The 17,127-nt window shown below is 66.4% G+C and carries 13 protein-coding genes and 1 rRNA gene; 10 read left to right on the top strand and 4 right to left on the bottom strand.

Annotated elements, in window-relative coordinates; translation table 11 throughout:
• Positions 1-244: 244 nt before the first annotated feature.
• Together D9V34_RS16720 and D9V34_RS16715 are read right to left on the bottom strand one after the other, a co-directional pair.
• Positions 245-937 carry a response regulator gene (locus D9V34_RS16720; protein WP_121689580.1) on the bottom strand — a complete coding sequence of 231 codons (693 nt, stop codon included), beginning with the start codon at positions 935-937 and terminating at the stop codon, positions 245-247.
• Between the two features lie 147 nt (positions 938-1,084).
• Positions 1,085-2,359 carry a sensor histidine kinase gene (locus D9V34_RS16715; RefSeq protein ID WP_183092019.1) on the bottom strand — a complete coding sequence of 425 codons (1,275 nt, stop codon included), beginning with the start codon at positions 2,357-2,359 and terminating at the stop codon, positions 1,085-1,087.
• 283 nt (positions 2,360-2,642) lie between these two features.
• On the opposite strand from D9V34_RS16715, the gene D9V34_RS16710 reads away from it, so the two are divergent.
• The 9 genes from D9V34_RS16710 to rrf all read left to right on the top strand — a co-directional run bounded on the left by D9V34_RS16710 (position 2,643) and on the right by rrf (position 11,387).
• A complete protein-coding gene (locus D9V34_RS16710) occupies positions 2,643-3,305 on the top strand; it encodes a DUF4352 domain-containing protein (protein ID WP_183092018.1) in 663 nt (220 codons plus the stop codon).
• Between the two features lie 121 nt (positions 3,306-3,426).
• Complete coding sequence (locus D9V34_RS16705) at positions 3,427-4,617, top strand: ROK family transcriptional regulator (RefSeq protein WP_121689578.1); 1,191 nt, start codon at positions 3,427-3,429, stop codon at positions 4,615-4,617.
• 61 nt (positions 4,618-4,678) lie between these two features.
• The gene (locus D9V34_RS16700) at positions 4,679-5,950 is read left to right on the top strand and encodes an extracellular solute-binding protein (protein ID WP_121689577.1); all 1,272 of its coding nucleotides are present in this window, start codon (positions 4,679-4,681) and stop codon (positions 5,948-5,950) included.
• A 176-nt stretch (positions 5,951-6,126) separates the two neighbouring features.
• Positions 6,127-7,113 carry a carbohydrate ABC transporter permease gene (locus D9V34_RS16695; protein WP_121689576.1) on the top strand — a complete coding sequence of 329 codons (987 nt, stop codon included), beginning with the start codon at positions 6,127-6,129 and terminating at the stop codon, positions 7,111-7,113.
• Between the two features lie 95 nt (positions 7,114-7,208).
• The gene (locus D9V34_RS16690) at positions 7,209-8,027 is read left to right on the top strand and encodes a carbohydrate ABC transporter permease (protein ID WP_425454457.1); all 819 of its coding nucleotides are present in this window, start codon (positions 7,209-7,211) and stop codon (positions 8,025-8,027) included.
• 2 nt (positions 8,028-8,029) lie between these two features.
• Complete coding sequence (locus tag D9V34_RS16685) at positions 8,030-9,550, top strand: glycoside hydrolase family 3 protein (protein WP_121689575.1); 1,521 nt, start codon at positions 8,030-8,032, stop codon at positions 9,548-9,550.
• Positions 9,547-10,476: an ROK family protein gene (locus D9V34_RS16680; RefSeq protein WP_121689574.1), complete on the top strand. Its 930-nt coding sequence runs from the start codon at positions 9,547-9,549 to the stop codon at positions 10,474-10,476. The genes D9V34_RS16685 and D9V34_RS16680 overlap by 4 nt, the downstream gene beginning before the upstream one ends.
• On the top strand, positions 10,469-11,242 hold the full coding sequence (locus D9V34_RS16675; protein ID WP_121689573.1) for a glucosamine-6-phosphate deaminase: 774 nt from the start codon (positions 10,469-10,471) through the stop codon (positions 11,240-11,242). Before D9V34_RS16680 ends, D9V34_RS16675 begins: the two co-directional genes overlap by 8 nt.
• 28 nt (positions 11,243-11,270) lie before the next feature.
• Positions 11,271-11,387: ribosomal RNA gene (gene rrf, locus D9V34_RS16670) — 5S ribosomal RNA — on the top strand.
• Positions 11,388-11,450: 63 nt separating this feature from the next.
• Here the strand turns inward: rrf and D9V34_RS18210 are convergent.
• Positions 11,451-12,758, bottom strand: coding sequence for an RNA polymerase sigma factor (locus D9V34_RS18210; RefSeq protein WP_245992067.1), 1,308 nt, complete (start codon positions 12,756-12,758; stop codon positions 11,451-11,453).
• 250 nt (positions 12,759-13,008) lie between these two features.
• Between D9V34_RS18210 and D9V34_RS16655 the strand changes: the two genes are divergently transcribed.
• Positions 13,009-16,323, top strand: a complete 3,315-nt coding sequence (locus tag D9V34_RS16655; protein WP_147441720.1) for a DUF7507 domain-containing protein — start codon at positions 13,009-13,011, stop codon at positions 16,321-16,323.
• Here the strand turns inward: D9V34_RS16655 and D9V34_RS16650 are convergent.
• On the bottom strand, positions 16,320-17,069 hold the full coding sequence (locus tag D9V34_RS16650) for an MBL fold metallo-hydrolase (protein ID WP_121689569.1): 750 nt from the start codon (positions 17,067-17,069) through the stop codon (positions 16,320-16,322). The two genes, D9V34_RS16655 and D9V34_RS16650, sit on opposite strands and share 4 nt — an antisense overlap.
• Between the last annotated feature and the right edge of the window lie 58 nt (positions 17,070-17,127).

Here is a 17,127-nt window from a genome sequence, read left to right as displayed (position 1 = left end):
GGGGACCCTGTGGGAGAGTAAGTCACCGCCGGACTTCTTTACAACACGTTGTGTGTTGCAGGTTGAGAGCCCTGACCTTCATGGTCGGGGCTTTCCTTGTTTAACAGCATTGTTTGTGGTGCTGGTGTTGGTGGTCTCATCCTGAAGGGTGGGGCTTTCGTGTTTAACCCGGGCTGTGGTGTGTGCTGGCGCGGCTGTGCCTTGCCCTGGATGAGGGTGAGGCTATTCGTGTTTAACTCCGGGGTTAGCGGTCCAGGCCCGAGCGAGCGACCAGGACCGCAATCTCGGTGCGGTTGCGGGCACCGAGCTTGAGCTGGATGTCCTGCAGCGTCGACTTGACGGTGGAGTCCGCGATGAAGAGGCGGCGTCCGATTTCGGCGTTCGAGGAGCCGTCCAGGAGGGCAAAGGCGATGTCGCGTTCGCGCGGGGACAGCAGGTCCAGGCTCTGGCGAGCACGCTCCTGCGGGGCACCCGAGCCGCCGGCACGAACCCAGTCGGCCAGGTGCTTGGCACTGCGCGGAGACAGCGCCGTCTCGCCGCGGGAGACCCCACGGATGGCGTTGGTAATCGCGTCAGGGCCGTCGGATTTGAGGATGAAACCCGCGGCACCCGCGGCGATCGCGTCCACCACCCGTGGGCCATCATCGAAGGAGGTCATCATGACAAACTGCGGAGGAACCGGCAGCCCCTGGGCGATGGTGACCGCGGCCACGCCGTCGATTCCGGGCATCCGTACATCGATGAGAACAACGTCGGGTCGAAGCTGCGCGCATGCGGCCATAACGTCGGCACCGTCTAGGCGGGTGCCAACCAGGCGTAGATCGGGGGTGGCCGCCAGGATGGCTTCGATTCCGGTGTGGACAAAAGGATCATCGTCGATCACAAGCACATCAATGTGCTGAACACCGGAAGGAATTGAAACGCTGCCTGAAGTCACCCCTTGATTCTAGGGCTTAGCCCCGCCGCCGGGAGGTTGCGGCAGTCAGTGGGTGACGTTCGTGACGCTCCGGCGTGAGGCTCACATCAAGCAGGGTGACGTTCCTGACGCTCCGGGTGAAGCCGGCCTCTGGCAGCGCTGGCTTTGTTATGCGCTAGCCGGGGCGTCGGTAACCGTGAGCACCGGGGGAATCCACGGGAGCCAGGCGTAAATTCCAAAGACGCCATGGTCGTCGGTACGTGCGGTGAGGGTTCCACCCAGGAGTGTGGCGCGCTCGGTCATGCCGGTCACTCCGTGGCCTCCGCCCACAGAGGTGGGCGTCAGGCCCTCCGGCGCGGGGTTGGTAAGGGTGAGGGTCAGACCCGCGCCCGGACCGCCACGCAGCGACAGGGAGACCGTCTGCCCCGGCGCGTGACGTCGGGCATTAGCCAGCGCCTCCTGCACGATTCGGTAGCAGGCGTGTGCCACCCGGGGGTCGCAGCCCGCGGCGTCGGACAGGAAGACGTTGGAGACGATTCCGCCGGGAAGCGCCTCGGAGGCCTCGATCAGGTCGGGGAGATCCGCGAGCGAGGTCCGACCGGCGGCGATTCTTGAGCCCTGCGCCTGAGCGGGGTCCCGCAGCACATCAACCACATAGCGCAGATCGTCCAGGGAGCGCTGTGCGGACTCGCGCACCACGCTTGCGGCTCCGGCCAGGGCGGTGTCACTCTCGCGTGCGTTAACCTCCAGGGCGCCCGCGTGCAGGGACAGCGTGGACAGCCGGGAGGCCAGGGTGTCGTGGATCTCCCGGGCCACCTCCTGACGCTCTCGCTGCCGGCTCACCTCGTCACTGAGGGTCGCCGCGCTCTGCCGGGTGTCCTGAACCTCGACCAGAGCGACATCGCGCTCCGAGCGTGCACGGAGCAGGAGGCCGGTGGCAACAAAGGGCAGCATGAGCAGGAACACCGACAGCGGTACCGCCCACGGCAGGGTTGCGAGCACCTCGTCCGGGCTGGCACCCCGTCCGGCGAAGGTAGACATCAGTGAGTTCGAGGTCGACTGCGCATCCCAGCGGGTGGACACCCCGCAGGCCAGGGCGACGGCACCGGTCATGATCCACACCCAGGGTCCGCGTCGGCGGTGGAGGACAGAGACCAGGGCAATCAGCGCGGGAACCGGAGTCGAGGGCAGAAAGAGGGCGATGCCGGCGGCAATCGCGGTCACCAGATAGGGGTAACGGGTGCGCCAGACGAGCAGAATCGCGGCGCCGATCATAAGCAGGGCGCCGATCCCGGCCGCCAATGCGATGCCCGGGCTGGTGGGCGGGATCCCCCGATCCTCATTGCCGATGTGCTGACCAAACGGGAGCACCGCGAAGAAGATCCCCACGGCGACCCAGATCGTGGTGACCAGCCCACGCACAAACGCTCGACCGCGTGACACGGCAGCATCGGCGCTTCGGCGCCGCGGCGACGATTCAGGCGATGGGAGCGGGGGTGGGGGAATGGTCATGCACCTCATCGTATGGCAGCGAAGGCTCTCGCCGCGGCCCCCGAGCGGCGGGAGTGAGGAGGGGGGTCATTCCCCCCGAACGGCGGGAGCGTCCGGCCCGTTTGGTGGGTGTGCGGGGATGGCCGTCGCTGGTTGGCTGGGAACCACAGCAAGACACGGCCCGGGTCGCCAGGACAACCGGATCGCCGCCCCAGACACGAAGGACACAACCACCATGAGCACCCCTCAGAACACCCTCCCCGTCCCCGACAACTCGGCACCGAACGGTGTGACCCCGGCCAAGCGCCGGAACTGGTTTGCCCGGCACAAGGTGCTGACCGTTCTGGGCATCATCGCGGCCATCATTATCATCTCGAGCATCGCCGCCGGTGGGGGAGGGAAGTCCAAGCCCGCACCCGAGGGTAAGCCTGCGGCCGGAGCGCCGGCGGGCGAAGAGGTTGCCGGAGAAAAGCCGGCCGAGGAGAAGCCCAAGGATACGCTGCCCGGGATCGGCGAGGCCGTCACCGCCGGATCGATGGAGTTCACCGTGACCGGGGTCGAGGAGGCGGGAACCACCGTGGGTGGTCAGTACCTCTCGGCCACCGCGCAGGGACGTTTTGTCCGCGTGTCGCTCTCGGTGAAAAATGTTGGTGACAAGCCCGAAACATTCCTGGTCAACTTCCTCAAGATCGAGGATGCACAGGGACGCAGCTTCAACGCCGACAGCAGCGCGACCATCTACGACACCAGCTCCGCCGACACCTGGATCTCCGAGATCAACCCGGGCAATTCGGTGACCGGATCAGTCATTTTTGATCTGCCGGCGGACGCCGAGCTCAAAACCCTGAGCGTGTCCAACTCGGTCTGGGGAGGGGCAAAAAAGATCGCCCTGAGCTAGCTCAGTTCTCGTCATTTCGGCCGTCTTCCGGGGCGGCCGAAATGTTTTGTGTCTGTAACGTTTGTGTTAACGAGCCAAAAAACACTTGTTGTTAATTTGTTCGTAAGCTTTACTAACAAACATGACTCATGGAGTAGACACCGATCGCAACGCAGCGACGGGGCGCGTGCCCCGCGCCGGCGGGGGCCTGCGTGGGCTGCGCCCCACCGCCAAGGTTCTCCCCGAGCACGCCCGGAGTCACAACCGTTCACTCGTTCTTCAGCAGCTCTACCGCACCGAGGGTCTCAGCCGGGCCGACATCGCCCGCAGCACCGGCCTCACCCGGGTCACCATCTCGGACCTGGTGGGGGAGCTGATCGGGGAGGGCCTGATCGCCGAACTCGGACAGCGCGAGGATGCGCGTCCGGGCAAGCCCGCAACCCTGCTCGCGCTCAACGTCCACGCCTTCCACCTGATCGGGATGGACCTCTCCGACAAGGTGGCCTTCCACGCGGCCCGGTTTGATCTCGGTGGCACGATCATCGAGCGCATCTCCGCTCCCCGCGGTACCGCGGTGGGCGAGGACGCCCTGGAAATCGTCTATGCCCTGGTTGAGCGTCTCCTGCGCGACGAGACCTCACCCATCCTGGGCATCGGCGTCGGTAGCCCTGGTGTGGTCGACGGCGAGGGACGCATCCGTACCGCCCCGAACCTCGGCTGGCACGACCTGCCGCTGCGCGATCTGCTGGCTGCACGCTTTGCCCTCCCCGTCACCGTCGCCAATGACGCCAACGCCGCGGTGCTCGCCGAGCACACCTTCGGGAGCCAGGACGCCGCGAGCGACCTGATCCTGATTCAGATCGGGGCCGGTGTGGGTGCCGGCCTGATCGTGGACGGTGCTCCGGTCTCGGGCAGCCGCTCGGCCGCCGGTGAGATCGGTCACGTTGTGGTGGGCACCGACGGCGGTCCGCGCTGCGCGTGTGGCAAGGACGGCTGTGTCGAGGCCTGGGTGGCAGCCGGTCGCCTGGCCGAACAGCTTGAGCAGGCCGCCGATCCCGCCGCCGCCGAAGCTCTGTTGGCCGCCGCCGGAGAGCGCCTGGGCATCGCCCTGGCCCCCGTGGTTGGTGTGCTCAACCTCTCCGAAATTGTCCTCAGCGGACCCACCACACTTCTCGAGGGCGCGTTTGCGAACGCGGTGCTCGAGACCATTCGTCAGCGCACAATCAGCGACATCCATGCTGAATTGACGCTGCGTATGACCGCGCTAGGCCAGGACATCGTCCTGCGTGGCGCGGCCGTCCTCGTCCTCTCCGGACAGCTCGGAGTTTCATAACCGAGAACTCAAAACCGATCACATGATCACCTCGTCACACCAATTGTTAAAGGAACGCATCATGAAGAAGAAACTGGGAGTACTGGCCCTCGTGGCCGCGTCGGCCCTGGCTCTGACCAGCTGCGCAAGTAACGGCAGCCCCGGATCCAGCGAAGCATCCGATGCCAACATTCGTGTTTGGCTGGTGGGTACCGACACCCCCAAGGAAGCGCGCGAATACCTCGTCTCCACGTTCGAAAAGGAAAATCCCGGGTCAAAGTTGACCATCGAGGAGCAGTCCTGGACCGGCCTGGTGGACAAGCTCAACACCAACCTTTCGGGCAGCGACAGCCCCGACGTTGTCGAAGTTGGTAACACCCAGGCAGCGGCCTTCACCTCGGCCGGCGCCTTCCTCGACCTGACCAAGGACTTCGACGAGCTCGGCGGCAAGGACCTGCTGCCCGGCTTCGTGGAGGCCGGTAGCTACGACGGCAAGTTCTACGCCGCCCCGCTGTACTCCGGTGCACGCCTCGTCTTCTATAAGAAGGACGCCCTCGCCGCCGCGGGCCTGGAGGTTCCCACCACCCTCGCCGACTACGTCACCAACGGTAAGAAGCTCGCGACTGACAACCCCGGTAAGTCGGGCATCTGGTGGCCCGGACAGGACTGGTACAACGCCCTGCCGTTCATCTGGGAAAACGGTGGCGATGTGGCCACCTTCAAGGATGGCAAGTGGTCCTCGACCTTCTCGAGCGAGAAGTCCATCGAGGGTCTGAAGCAGGTTCAGGACGCCATGGTTAACGCCTCGCGCGCCCCGAAGGACGGCAAGGAAGACAACCCGCAGGTTGGTTTCTGCGACGGCACCAGCCTGCAGCTCTCGGCACCGAGCTGGGTCAAGTGGTCGATCCTGGCCAAGGCCGACTCGGAGACCCCGGGCTGCCCCGACCAGGAAGAAAACCTGGGCGTCTACGCACTGCCCGGTAAGGACGGCGGCGCTGCATCGGTCATGGCCGGTGGATCCAACATTGCCGTTTCGGCCAAGTCGAAGCACCCGGAACTGGCGGTCAAGGCGCTGAAGATCATCCTCAGCGACGAGTTCCAGACCATCTACGCCAAGGGCGGTCTGGTTCCGGCCAAGCTGTCGCTGGCCAAGGAGCTCGGCACCGATGAGGTCGCCAAGGCAACCGCCGAGGCCGCCGCTCACGCCCGCCTGACCCCCGCATCGCCCAAGTGGGCCGATGTTGAGGCCGCCGGTGTGCTGCAGGACTTCTTTGTGAAGATCGCCCAGGGCGGGGATGTTGATTCCCTGGCCAAGGAGCTTGACAAGAAGATCGACGGCATCCTCAACGGCTAACGCCACCCGGATCGGCCGCACAGTCGCGGCCGATCCGCTCCCAGCTAGCCGGCCGGGGACCACACACCCCGGCCGGCTTCCCCTCCCCACCCGCTTCACCCCGTAATACCCCGGCGAACCCGATCGAATCCCCTTCCGGTCCCATCCCCACACTTTTTCAACGAAGAGAGTTTCAGATGTCTACCCTGAATAGCGCCCCACCGCGGGTGCCAGACGCGCCGGAGGAGGCCTCGGCGACCACGCCGGCGGGCGGCAAGGCGAACGCGCGCGGCCGCTTCGGTGCCAAGTTCACCCCGTACTCCCTGCTGGTGCCCTCGATCGTGGTGCTCGGTGTGGTGATCGGTTGGCCGCTGATCAACCTGATCATCATGTCGTTCCAGAAGTTCGGCCGCGCCCAGGTATTTGGGGCCCCGCCGGAGTGGATCGGCTTTGGCAACTACGCCAAGGTGCTCAGCGACCCCACCTTCTGGGAGGTCCTCGGGCGTTCGCTGCTGTTCTGCCTGGTCTGCGTGGTGATCACCATGGTGCTGGGAACCCTCATCGCGATGATGATGACCCGCCTCACCAAGTTCTTCCGCCTCCTGCTCTCGGTGGGTCTGCTGCTGGCCTGGGCGATGCCCGCGCTGACCGCAACCATCGTCTGGGGCTGGATCTTTGACACCGACTACGGTGTCATCAACAACGTTTTGGTGAACGTGTTCGGGCTGGACTTCCACCAGCACTCGTGGCTGATCGACCCGGTGAGCTTCTTCTTCGTGGCCGCGATCATCGTGATCTGGGGTGCCGTTCCGTTTGTGACCTTCACCGTGTACGCGGGCCTCAGCCAGGTCCCCGACGAGGTGCTTGAAGCCGCCTCGCTCGATGGTGCCGGCTACCTGGCCCGCTTCCGGCTGATCGTGTTCCCGTACCTCAAGTCGATCTTTGTGGTGGTCACCATCCTGCAGATCATCTGGGACCTGCGGGTGTTCACCCAGATCTACGCGCTGCAGGGTATCGGCGGTATCAAGGAACAGACCAGCACCCTCGGTGTGTACATTTATCAAACCTCGCTCGGTAGCGGAGAGTACGGCATCGGTGGTGCCATCGCCGTGATCACGGTGATCATCCTGATGGCCATCTCGCTGTACTACGTCCGTCAGAGCATCAAGGAGGAAGAGCTGTGACCAGCCAAACCGCCCTCGGCCCGACCCTGCGCGGGACCACCCCGCCGTCCAAGCGCGTGACCTCCGGTGCCCTGCGCCGGCGCAAAACCACCACGGTGGTGCTGAGCGTTATCGCCGTGATCATCTTCCTGTGCGCGGTGTTCCCGGTGTACTGGATGATCAACACCTCCTTCCAGCCCAACAACGAGATCCGCTCGACCACGCTGCACTTCTGGCCGGATAACTTCACCCTGCGCAACTACTACACGGTGCTCTTTGAGCCCGGCCGAACCCCGTTCCTGCCGGCGCTGGGGAACTCGCTGATGGTGACCCTGCTCACGGTGACCGTGGCACTGGTGTTTGCCTTCCTGGCCTCGCTCGCGGTGACCCGCTTCCGCTTCAAGAGCCGCAAGGCGTTCATCCTGACCATCCTGATCATCCAGATGATCCCCGCCGAGGCCATGATCGTCTCGACCTATCGGGTGCTGGATGGCTGGCACCTGCTCAACACGATTGCCGGTTTGACCCTGGTGTACGTGGCCACCGTGCTGCCGTTTACGATCTGGACCCTGCGCGGGTTTGTGAACGGAATTCCGGTGGAGCTCGAGGAGGCCGGCATGGTTGACGGGCTCTCGCGTTCGGGTGCCTTCTGGAAGATCACCTTCCCGCTGCTGGCCCCGGGCCTGGTGGCCACCGGTGTGTTCGGATTCATCCAGGCCTGGAACGAGTTCCTGCTGGCCCTGGTGGTCAACTCCCGGCCCGACATGATGACCCTGCCGGTGTGGCTGCGTACGTTCCAGACGCTCACCGGAACCACCAACTGGGCCGCCATCATGGCCGGATCCACCCTCATGGCGATCCCGGTGATCGTCTTCTTCTTGATCGTTCAGGGCCGAATGACCAGTGGCCTGGTCTCCGGTGCCGTGAAGGGATAACCATGACCAACTCCTCCCTCAGCCCCGAGGTTCTCCGCGCCATTTCCGCGACCATGCTCCCGGGCTTTGACGGCCCCGAGCTGCCCGACTGGCTGGCCGTGCGCCTGCGCGCCGGCCTCGGCGGGGTGTGCCTGTTCTCGATGAACATCGAATCCCCGAGTCAGCTCCGCGAGCTGACCGCGGCGATCCTCGATGCCAATCCCGACGCGGTCATCGCGATCGATGAGGAGGGCGGGGACGTCACCCGCCTGCACCACCAGACCGGCTCGCCCTTCCCAGGGAACGCGATCCTCGGCAAGCTGGGCGATCCGGTGGGCACCGAGGGCATCGCCGCCCGGGTGGGATACGAACTCGCCGATGCCGGGGCCACGATGACCTTCGCCCCGGACGCCGACATCAACTCCAACCCCAACAACCCGGTGATCGGGACCCGCAGCTTCGGTACCGACGCCCACGCGGTGGGTGTCCACACCGCCGCCTGGGTGCGCGGAGTGCAGGGCCGCGGCATCGATGCCAGCACCAAGCACTTCCCCGGCCACGGCGACACCGAGAACGACTCGCACCTGTCGCTGCCGGTGATTGACCGCTCGCTGGAGGAGCTGCGTGAGCGCGAGCTGATTCCGTTTGTGGACGCCATCGCCGCGGGTACCAACACGATCATGACCTCGCACATCATGCTGCCGCAGGTGGATCCCGAGCACCCGGCCACCCTGTCGCGCACGATCCTGCAGGACCTGCTGCGCGGCGAGCTGGGCTTCACCGGTGTGATTGTCACCGACGCACTGGATATGACCGGTGCCAGCGGCAAGACCGGAATCCCCGAGGCCGCGGTGCGTGCGCTCGCCGCGGGCTGTGACCTGCTGTGCATCGGCAGCAACAACACCGATCCGCAGATGGGGGAGATCGAGGCTCATGTGGCCGCGGCGATCGAATCCGGCGTGCTGCCCGCCGAGCGGGTACTCGAGGCCGCCGAGCGCCTGCGAGTGCTTGCCGACCGCGGCCGCACCCTGCGGGCCGAGGCTGCCTCGCAGCCGGTTCCCGACACCGCCTGGCCAACGCCCGCCGCGGTGGCCGCAACCTTTGATGTGCTGCCCGGAGTTTCCCTGCCCACGCCGAGCCCCGAGGCACCGGTGCACGTGGTCACCGTCGAGGGCGTCCCGAACATCGCCGTGGGCCCGCTGCCCTGGGGGCCGCACGCGGCCCAGACCGCCGAGGCGCGCGACGCGGGACTGATCTTCCACCTGGTGGACGGCACCGACCTCTCGGGTGCCGTGGCCGAGATTCCCACCGGCGTGCCGATCGTGGTGCTGGGGCAGAACAACCACCGCGGAGAGCGGGTGCAGGCGGTCCTCGCCCTGCTGCGCGAGCGCGGTGACAACCCCTCCACCGTGGACATGGGCTGGCCCGCGCCCGACCGCGCCGATGCGCAGATCGCCACCCTGGGTGCCTCGCGCCTGGCCGGGGAGGCGTTCCTGGAGCGCTGGCTCAGCGGCGGTTTCGCGGCGGAAGAGGTACCGCGATGAGACTGGGGATCGATGTCGGCGGCACCAAAACCGCCGCGGTGGTCCTCGATGACAATGACGTGGCGGTCGAGGAGCTGACCCGTCCCACCGGCTACGGCCGCGACCAGGTGCTCGCCTCGGTGCTGGAAACCAGTGCCGAGCTGGCGCAGCGGGTGGGCCTCACCCCCGATCGCTTCGCCTCGATCGGGATCGGGATCCCCGGGGCGGTCAACGCGCAGATCGGTCGGGTTGAGCACGCGGTCAACCTGGGCCTGGACCGCTTCGATCTGGGGAGCGAGGCCGCCGCGCGGCTGGGCACCCGAGTCTCGGTGGAAAACGACGTCAATGCCGCCGCGGTGGGTGCCTACCGCTATGTGGCCACCACCGGGGGCGACACCTCCCTGGGCACCGATGGGCTGGCCTACCTCAACCTGGGGACGGGCCTGGCCGCCGGAATTGTCCTCGACGGGCACCTGCGTCGGGGCAGCTCGGGGGTGGCCGGAGAGATCGGGCACATCCCCGTGGATTCCGGTGGGGTGATCTGCTCCTGCGGCCAGCGAGGCTGCCTGGAAACCGTGGCTTCGGGCTCGGCGATTGCCCGCCAATGGCCGACCACCGGTACCTCACCGGTCCACGATATGATGGCCGCAGCGGCCGCCGGAGATCCGGTTGCCGGTCGGATTCGTGCCCTGCTTTTTGAGGGGGTGGCAACCGCCGTTCGCATCCTCACGCTCAGCGTGGATGTGCGCACGGTGGTGCTGGGCGGAGGCGTCACCAGCCTCGGCGAACCCCTGTTGTCCGGCGTGGATGCGGTGCTAAACGAGTGGGCCGAGGCCTCCCCGTTTATCGCCTCGCTGCGCCTGGGTGAACGCATCCGTGTGATCCCCAGAACCCACCCGGTGGCCGCCGTTGGCGCCGCCCTCATTGGAGTTTCAAACAGTGTCTGAAGTATTCGTTGTATCGGGACCGGCCGAGGCCGGGGAGTACGTAGCCGAAATTCTGGCCCGTGCCATCACCACCAATCCGGAAACCGTGCTGGGCCTGGCCACCGGTTCCACCCCACTGCCGATCTATGCGGCGCTCGCCGAGAAGGTCCGGACCGAGGGAATCGATGTGTCCCGGGTCAGTGGATTCGCGCTGGATGAGTATGTGGGCATCGACCCCGCCCATGATCAGAGCTACCACCACGTGATCGATGCCGAGGTGACCCAGACCCTCGGGCTCAATCCCGAACGTGTGCACGTACCCTCGGGCAACCCGGAGACGCTGGAGTCGGCCGGGACCGCCTATGAGGACGCCATTCGCGCGGCCGGCGGGGTGGACTGGCAGATCCTGGGGATCGGAGCCAACGGGCACATCGGGTTTAACGAGCCCGGCTCCCCGCTGGACTCGCTGACCCGACGGGTTCCGCTGACCGAGCAGACCCGCGAGGACAACGCCCGCTTCTTCGAGACCATCGATGAGGTGCCGCGACACGCCATTACGCAGGGTGTGGGCACGATTCTTCGCGCCGGGCACCTGTTCCTACTGGCCTTCGGCGCACACAAGGCCGATGCCGTGGCGCGTGCGATTAACGGGCCGATCAGTCCCGAGATTCCCGCCTCCGCCATCCAGTCGCACCCGCACGTGACGGTGCTGCTGGACGCGGCCGCCGCTGCCGGCCTGGCCCCCGCCGATTACACCGTGGTCGAGGGTGTCGTTTCCGCCGTGTAGACTAGAGACATAACCACGAATTAGCTGTTTCGGTGGACATAGCAAGAGGGAAACGCCCGGTCACATTCCGAACCCGGAAGCTAAGACTCTTTGCGCCGATGGTACTGCAGGGGGGACCCTGTGGGAGAGTAGGACACCGCCGGACTTATAATTCGAAGCCCCGTGACTGGATTTCCAGTCACGGGGCTGGTTTGTTTAACCGGCGTATCTAGTCCAGACGGATGCTCAGCGCCTCGGTATGGGTGGCCTCCCCGGTGAGCAGGCTGAGACCCGCGGTGATGATTTCGCCCGATACCCCGGTGGGTGTCACGAACAGCGTGAATTCGCCGCGCGCACCCGCGGGGATCTCGGGCAGCGCGCAGGTGGATTCCGATTCGCTGGTTGCGCAGTACCAGCCGATACCCGCCCCCTGGGTGAGTCCGACGAGCGTGCCCGGGCCGGTGAGTGTGATCGAAAAGGATACCTCCCCGGCGTTACCGCCGGTGTTGGCCGTGGTGATTGTCAGGGGGAAGGTGCCCGCGGCGGTGGCGGGTGCGGCGGCCTCGATGTGCACGCCTGCGTGACCGGTCTGCTCGGAGGGCGCGGGAGCCGGGGCTTGCTCGTTCGGTGCGGGCGTGGTGGCGTCCGTGTGTGTCGGGGTGGCGAGGGGTGTTGACGCCAAGGTCGAGACCGGTGGCGCAGTGGCCTCGGGGGAGCTCAGGATGGTGATGATCGAGATGGTCACCGCGGTGGCCACCACTGCGGCCGCCGCCAGAACGCCGGTCGACTGCGCGGCCAGGGGGAGGGCGACCGCCCGTGCCGTCTCCGAAACACCACCCACGAGCACGCCGCCGCCCACCACGGCCGGGCCGAGGATGAGCGGGCCGAGGAGGAGCGCGAGTGTGGTCCCATCCGCCGGTGTGCGGCGCGAGATCACCCGGCAGTGCTCGCACATCTCCCGATGCCGTCGGAAGGGTGCGGACAGCGAGCGCGGGCGCTTGCCGGCTCGCAGCGCCAGGATCTGCGGGATAAACGGGTGGCACTCGGCCGGCAGCTCGGCCCGCGCCTGCGCGTGGGCGAAGGCTTCGGCCAGGCCGCGTCGGGCGCGGATGAGCAGCTGCGAGCAGGCATTGGGGGAGAGTCCCAGCACGAGCGCGAGCTCCCGCGGTTTCGCCCGCTCGACCTCCCCGTACCAGAGCACCTCCTGCCAGGCGGGTCGAAGCGAATCAAACGCCTCCCGCAGCGGGGTGAACTCGGCGTCACGGGAAAACCGGTGATCCGAACCGGGCAGGGTGGGCAGTCCGGTACCCTCGGGGTCGAGGGGGGAGGTGGGGAGCTTGATCTGAAGGTCCTGATAGATCAGATTGCGTGCGGTGGTATAGAGATAGGCGCGCACGTTGTGGGTGGGTCCGCCACCCCGGTCGAGTCGTGCAAGGAAGCGGGCGAATGCCTCGGCGGCATAGTCTTCGGCGGCCTCGTGACCGCGTTCCCACTGGCGGGTGGCGCGAAGGAGGGCGGGGAAGTGGCGTCGATACAGTTCGTCGGTGGCTCCGCGGTCGCCGAGGCGCGCCTGCTCCAGCAGGTGCTGATCGGACGTGTCGAGAATCGCCGTTTCCCATCTAAGTCTGATGCCGGGTTCGACGCTGGCCGGCTCGCATGAGGGCGTCCCGCCTCGCTGAACTAATCATAAAGTATTTCATATTGTCGTCACGAAATCACGATCGCTCACTCTCACCGTGTGGAAGACAAAAATCCTAACCATCACACACGTTCTAGAGGACCGAAGCATGCCACTGCCGTCAGCCCCCATCACCGGCCACCGAAGGAGGCGATCCGCCCTTGCGGCGTTGATCACCACCCTCATGATGCTGGCCATCCTGATCACCGGAACCGCGCCTGCCCGCGCGGCCACCCCCGACTACACACTCGAAATCTCGGCCCCACAGACGGTGCCGGTGGGGAAGGCGTTTCGGTACACCGTCTCGATCCTGACCCCCACCGCCAACGCATCCTCTCCGGCCACCGGTATCAACCTGGCCATCGCGCTACCCGCCGGAGTGAAATTCGATGCCGTGCCCTTTGGCGGCACAAACATCGTGGCAACCGCACCCGCCTACGATGAGGGCACTAACACCGTGCACCTCTCTCTGCGCGACATTACCGAGGGCCTCAACGAGGTGGTCTTCACGGTGACGCAGGTCAACACCGCGGTCATGGACCCCACCACCACATTTATCGCCCACGTGACCGGGACCCCGAGCGACACGGGAACCGCCCCCACCGCCTCGGTGCTCACCCGGGTGGTGGGCAACCTCAACTATTCTCCGACCAAGAACTTCGCGACGATCCTCGGCGGCTCCAATCGCATCGTCGAGTACACGTTTGACGTGGCCACCAGGGACTCCGGTCCCGAGGGTGGCACCTTCACCACCTGGGGTCAGCGCCTCACCGATGTGCTGCCCTCCGGTGCCGTGATCACCAATACCTTCACCAGTATCGGCGGCACCTGGACCGTATCGGGCACTCCGGCAACCGGCCTACGGGCCGTCTGGGAACGCACCGGAACCGCCTACGGCCCCTCCACCGCGCCGATGGCCGGTGCCGGTGCGCAGCTCGGATTCACCGTCTCCTATCCCGAGGCCACCTTCCCCGACGGGACCCGGCCGCCCGAAAACGTGGTGGGGCTCGAGGTGAGCGATCACGGCGGCACCTGGAGTACCCGCCCCACCGCCAAGACCCAGGGGCCCGCCTTCATTCCCAGCACCATCGGTCATGCGGTGGCGATCGAAAAGACCGCCAACTTCTCCGGTGGACAGGACTCATTTGAGTGGGGCAACGGCCAGTGGCTCGCCCAGTACGGGGTGCGCGCCTCGTTCCTGAACTCGGTGGACACCGAGCAACTGGACACCATGACCATCGAGGACTCGGCGGGCATCGGCGCGGACAACGCCGCCTTTTTTGAACAGGGCGATCTGCGTCGCCTGGCCGTTCTCTTCAACGCGACGCTGCGCGCCGCGGATGTGCCCTACCGGCTGGAGTACACCACGAGCGGCGGTCCGGCATGGCATGGCGCCGGGTCCGGGCTGCGGACCGGAACCGACCTGCGAATGAGCTTTGTCGCGGACGGATCCACCGGCTGGGACAGCGACGGATACACCCAGGTGGAGAAGCTGCCCGCGGGACAGACGGTGACCGGCTGGCGGATTGTGCTCTCCCCGGAGGCCACGGACCCGGGGATTCCCGGCGGATCGCAGGCCCAGGTGGCCCCCTCGTACGTGCCGAGCCTCGCCGGTGCCGCGGGCGCGACCGAAACCTATACCAACACCGCGGTTGTCAACGGTGTGATGAGTGGCGGCGTCGTGCTGCCCGGCGCCGCGGACTCCGCCCGACTCGGCCTGGCCGATCGGGTGCCCGTCATCACCCAGGTGATCGGCGTACCCTCGACCCTGACCGTCGGGCAGGATGCCAGCTATCTGGTGAACATCGCCAACATGGATCCGGTGCGCGCCTACGCCGATGCCAAGATGCGCGTGGTGCTGCCGGTCGGCGTGTTCTATGACGATGCCGTTGGGGTCAGCCCCGCCTACGCCCAGACACCCACCGCCAACGTGCCGGTTCCCGTGCCGGGCAGTGGGTTGACGATCTCGACCGAGACGGTCACCGAGGCCGACGGGGAACATCAGGTGGTGGTGTTTGCCTTCGATACCCTGGCCAGCATCCGCCTCGCCGGCACCCCGCAGGAGCGCGCCGAAACCCAGGGATTCCGCTATACGATTCCGGTTCGGGTACTGCCGCAGGCCTATGCCGCCGATCAGGGCAGCGTGACAACGCGCAGCTTCGCCTCGGTGGATGACCCGGCCTTCGCCTCGGTTCCGATGGGCTTCTCACCGGCCTATGTCGGGGACGATACCTTCAACTTCAACCCCGCACTCCCCTCGATTGCGCGCTTTGCCAAGGACTCCCAGGTCGCGACTTCGGGTGGTTTGCTGATGGGCAAGCAGGTGCGCGCTCACGACACCGACGCCTGGGCACTCTCGGCTCCGGTATCCGGATCCGATCCGGCTCAGTGGAAGGTGTATGTCCGCAACGTACTGAGTGATGCGGTCACCAACCTGGTGGTGTTTGACCGGATGCCCACCCGCGGGGATGAGCGCGGATCGGCGTTTGGCGAACGGCTGGTAGGTCCGCTCTCGGGCGCCCCGGCCGGTGCCGTGATCGAATACTCGAACGACGCGACCTCCGCCACCACGGGAACCTGGAGCGCCGACCCCGCGGATGCGGCCGGGGCCACCGCCTTCCGTCTGACCACCGGTGAGCTGAACTCCGGCGAGGAGTTTGAGCTGCGCTTTGACACCACCGCCGATGATCCCGGGGCACGTTCTGGTGCGCGGGCGATCAACGATGTGAGCGCGACCGCGTCCTATCGGGGCAGCCCGCGATCCATCTCCTCGAATGAGGCGGACATCGTGATGGCCCCCGCCCCGGCGCTGAGCGTGCTGAAGAAAACCAACGGGGTCGAGTATTCGACGGCACCGGGGGCTACCGTGACATCGGGGTCCGAGGTGACCTGGAGCTATCTGGTGACCAACACCGGCAACACCCCGCTGGCCAACATCGAGGTGGTGGATGCCTACACCGACGGGCAGGGCGGGTCGGGAACCCAGTCGGTGGCCTCTGGGCCGGGCGAGGTGCTTGAACCCGGGGCGTCTCGCACGTTTGAGCTGACCAGCATCGCCGTGGAGGGGCAGTACCACAACGTTGCGACCGTGAGTGCGGCCGCGGTGGACGAGACCGGCACGGTCATCACCGCGCCGGTGGCCCCGGCCAGCGACGAGTCCTGGTATCTCGGTACGGCCGTGACCGACCCGGGAACACCCGGCGGCGGTGACGAGGGCACATCCGGCGACTCGGGCACTCCGGGTGGCGGGGATTCCAACACCTCGGGTCCCGGGCACACGGGGTCGGATGCCGACTCGGGTGGCCTGGCTTCGACCGGAAGTGATGCGGCCCCGCTCCTCGCCGGGGTCGTGCTCCTGCTCCTGGCTGGAGGCGGGCTGATGCTCATGCGCCGGCGCGCTCGCCAGGGCCGCTCGGTGCGCTAGCCGAGAATTACCGCGGTTGCCGGTTCCTCGGCGAAGGGATCGGTGGCCGCGGCGATTCGCGCGCTCGCCGCGTGGAGCACCGCCTCGCCGTGGCCAAACCCGGCAATGCTCGCCCCGGTAGCGGCGATCCGATTCGCCGAGCGGCGGGTTTCGGCGCGATTCACGTTGAACACTCCAAGGATCACCTCGCCGCCGAACTCGGCCACGGTGTCTCCGGTCAGGACGGTGTCGAGGGCGGGCAGGTGCAGTGCAATGCTGCCCTGGGTATGCCCCGGCGTGAGCAGGACGTGGGCGCCGCCGGCAATGTTGATCACCGAGCCGTCCACCACCGTGAGGTCCACCCTGCAGGCAGGCCCTGCGGGCGGGACAGTTGGCTGGGCGTGGATTGTGATTTCCGCGGGAGTCAACTGTGCCAGCGGGCCCGGCTCGTTGCCGCGGATCGCGGAGGCTTCGGGGGCTCCGGCGATCACCTGAATATCGCCCCACTCGGTGATCGCGGCGGCCGACCCCGCGTGGTCCTCATGAAAGTGGGTGAGGATGATGCGGGTCACGTCATTTCGGGTGCGGCCCAGGGCGTTTACCGCCGATTCGATCAGTGTGGCGCTGTCAGGCCACCCCGTATCGATCAGGCTGACTCCTGAATCCTCCACCAGGATGAAGCTGTTCAGTGCATGGGCGTGCTCGCCGGCGATCCGCAGCTGAAACAGCGAGGGGGAGATTTCCAGAAGATTTGGGGTATGAGCCATGCGCCCAAACTAGTGGATTAGCCGAGCTCGCGGAGTGAATTTCGTGCTGGGAAGAATC

The organism is Mycetocola lacteus (genome assembly GCF_003667575.1).
In the GTDB taxonomy this organism is placed as follows: domain Bacteria; phylum Actinomycetota; class Actinomycetes; order Actinomycetales; family Microbacteriaceae; genus Mycetocola; species Mycetocola lacteus.
The sequence above is the reverse complement of the archived record's forward strand: the minus strand, read 5'-3'. Positions and strand labels throughout refer to the sequence as shown.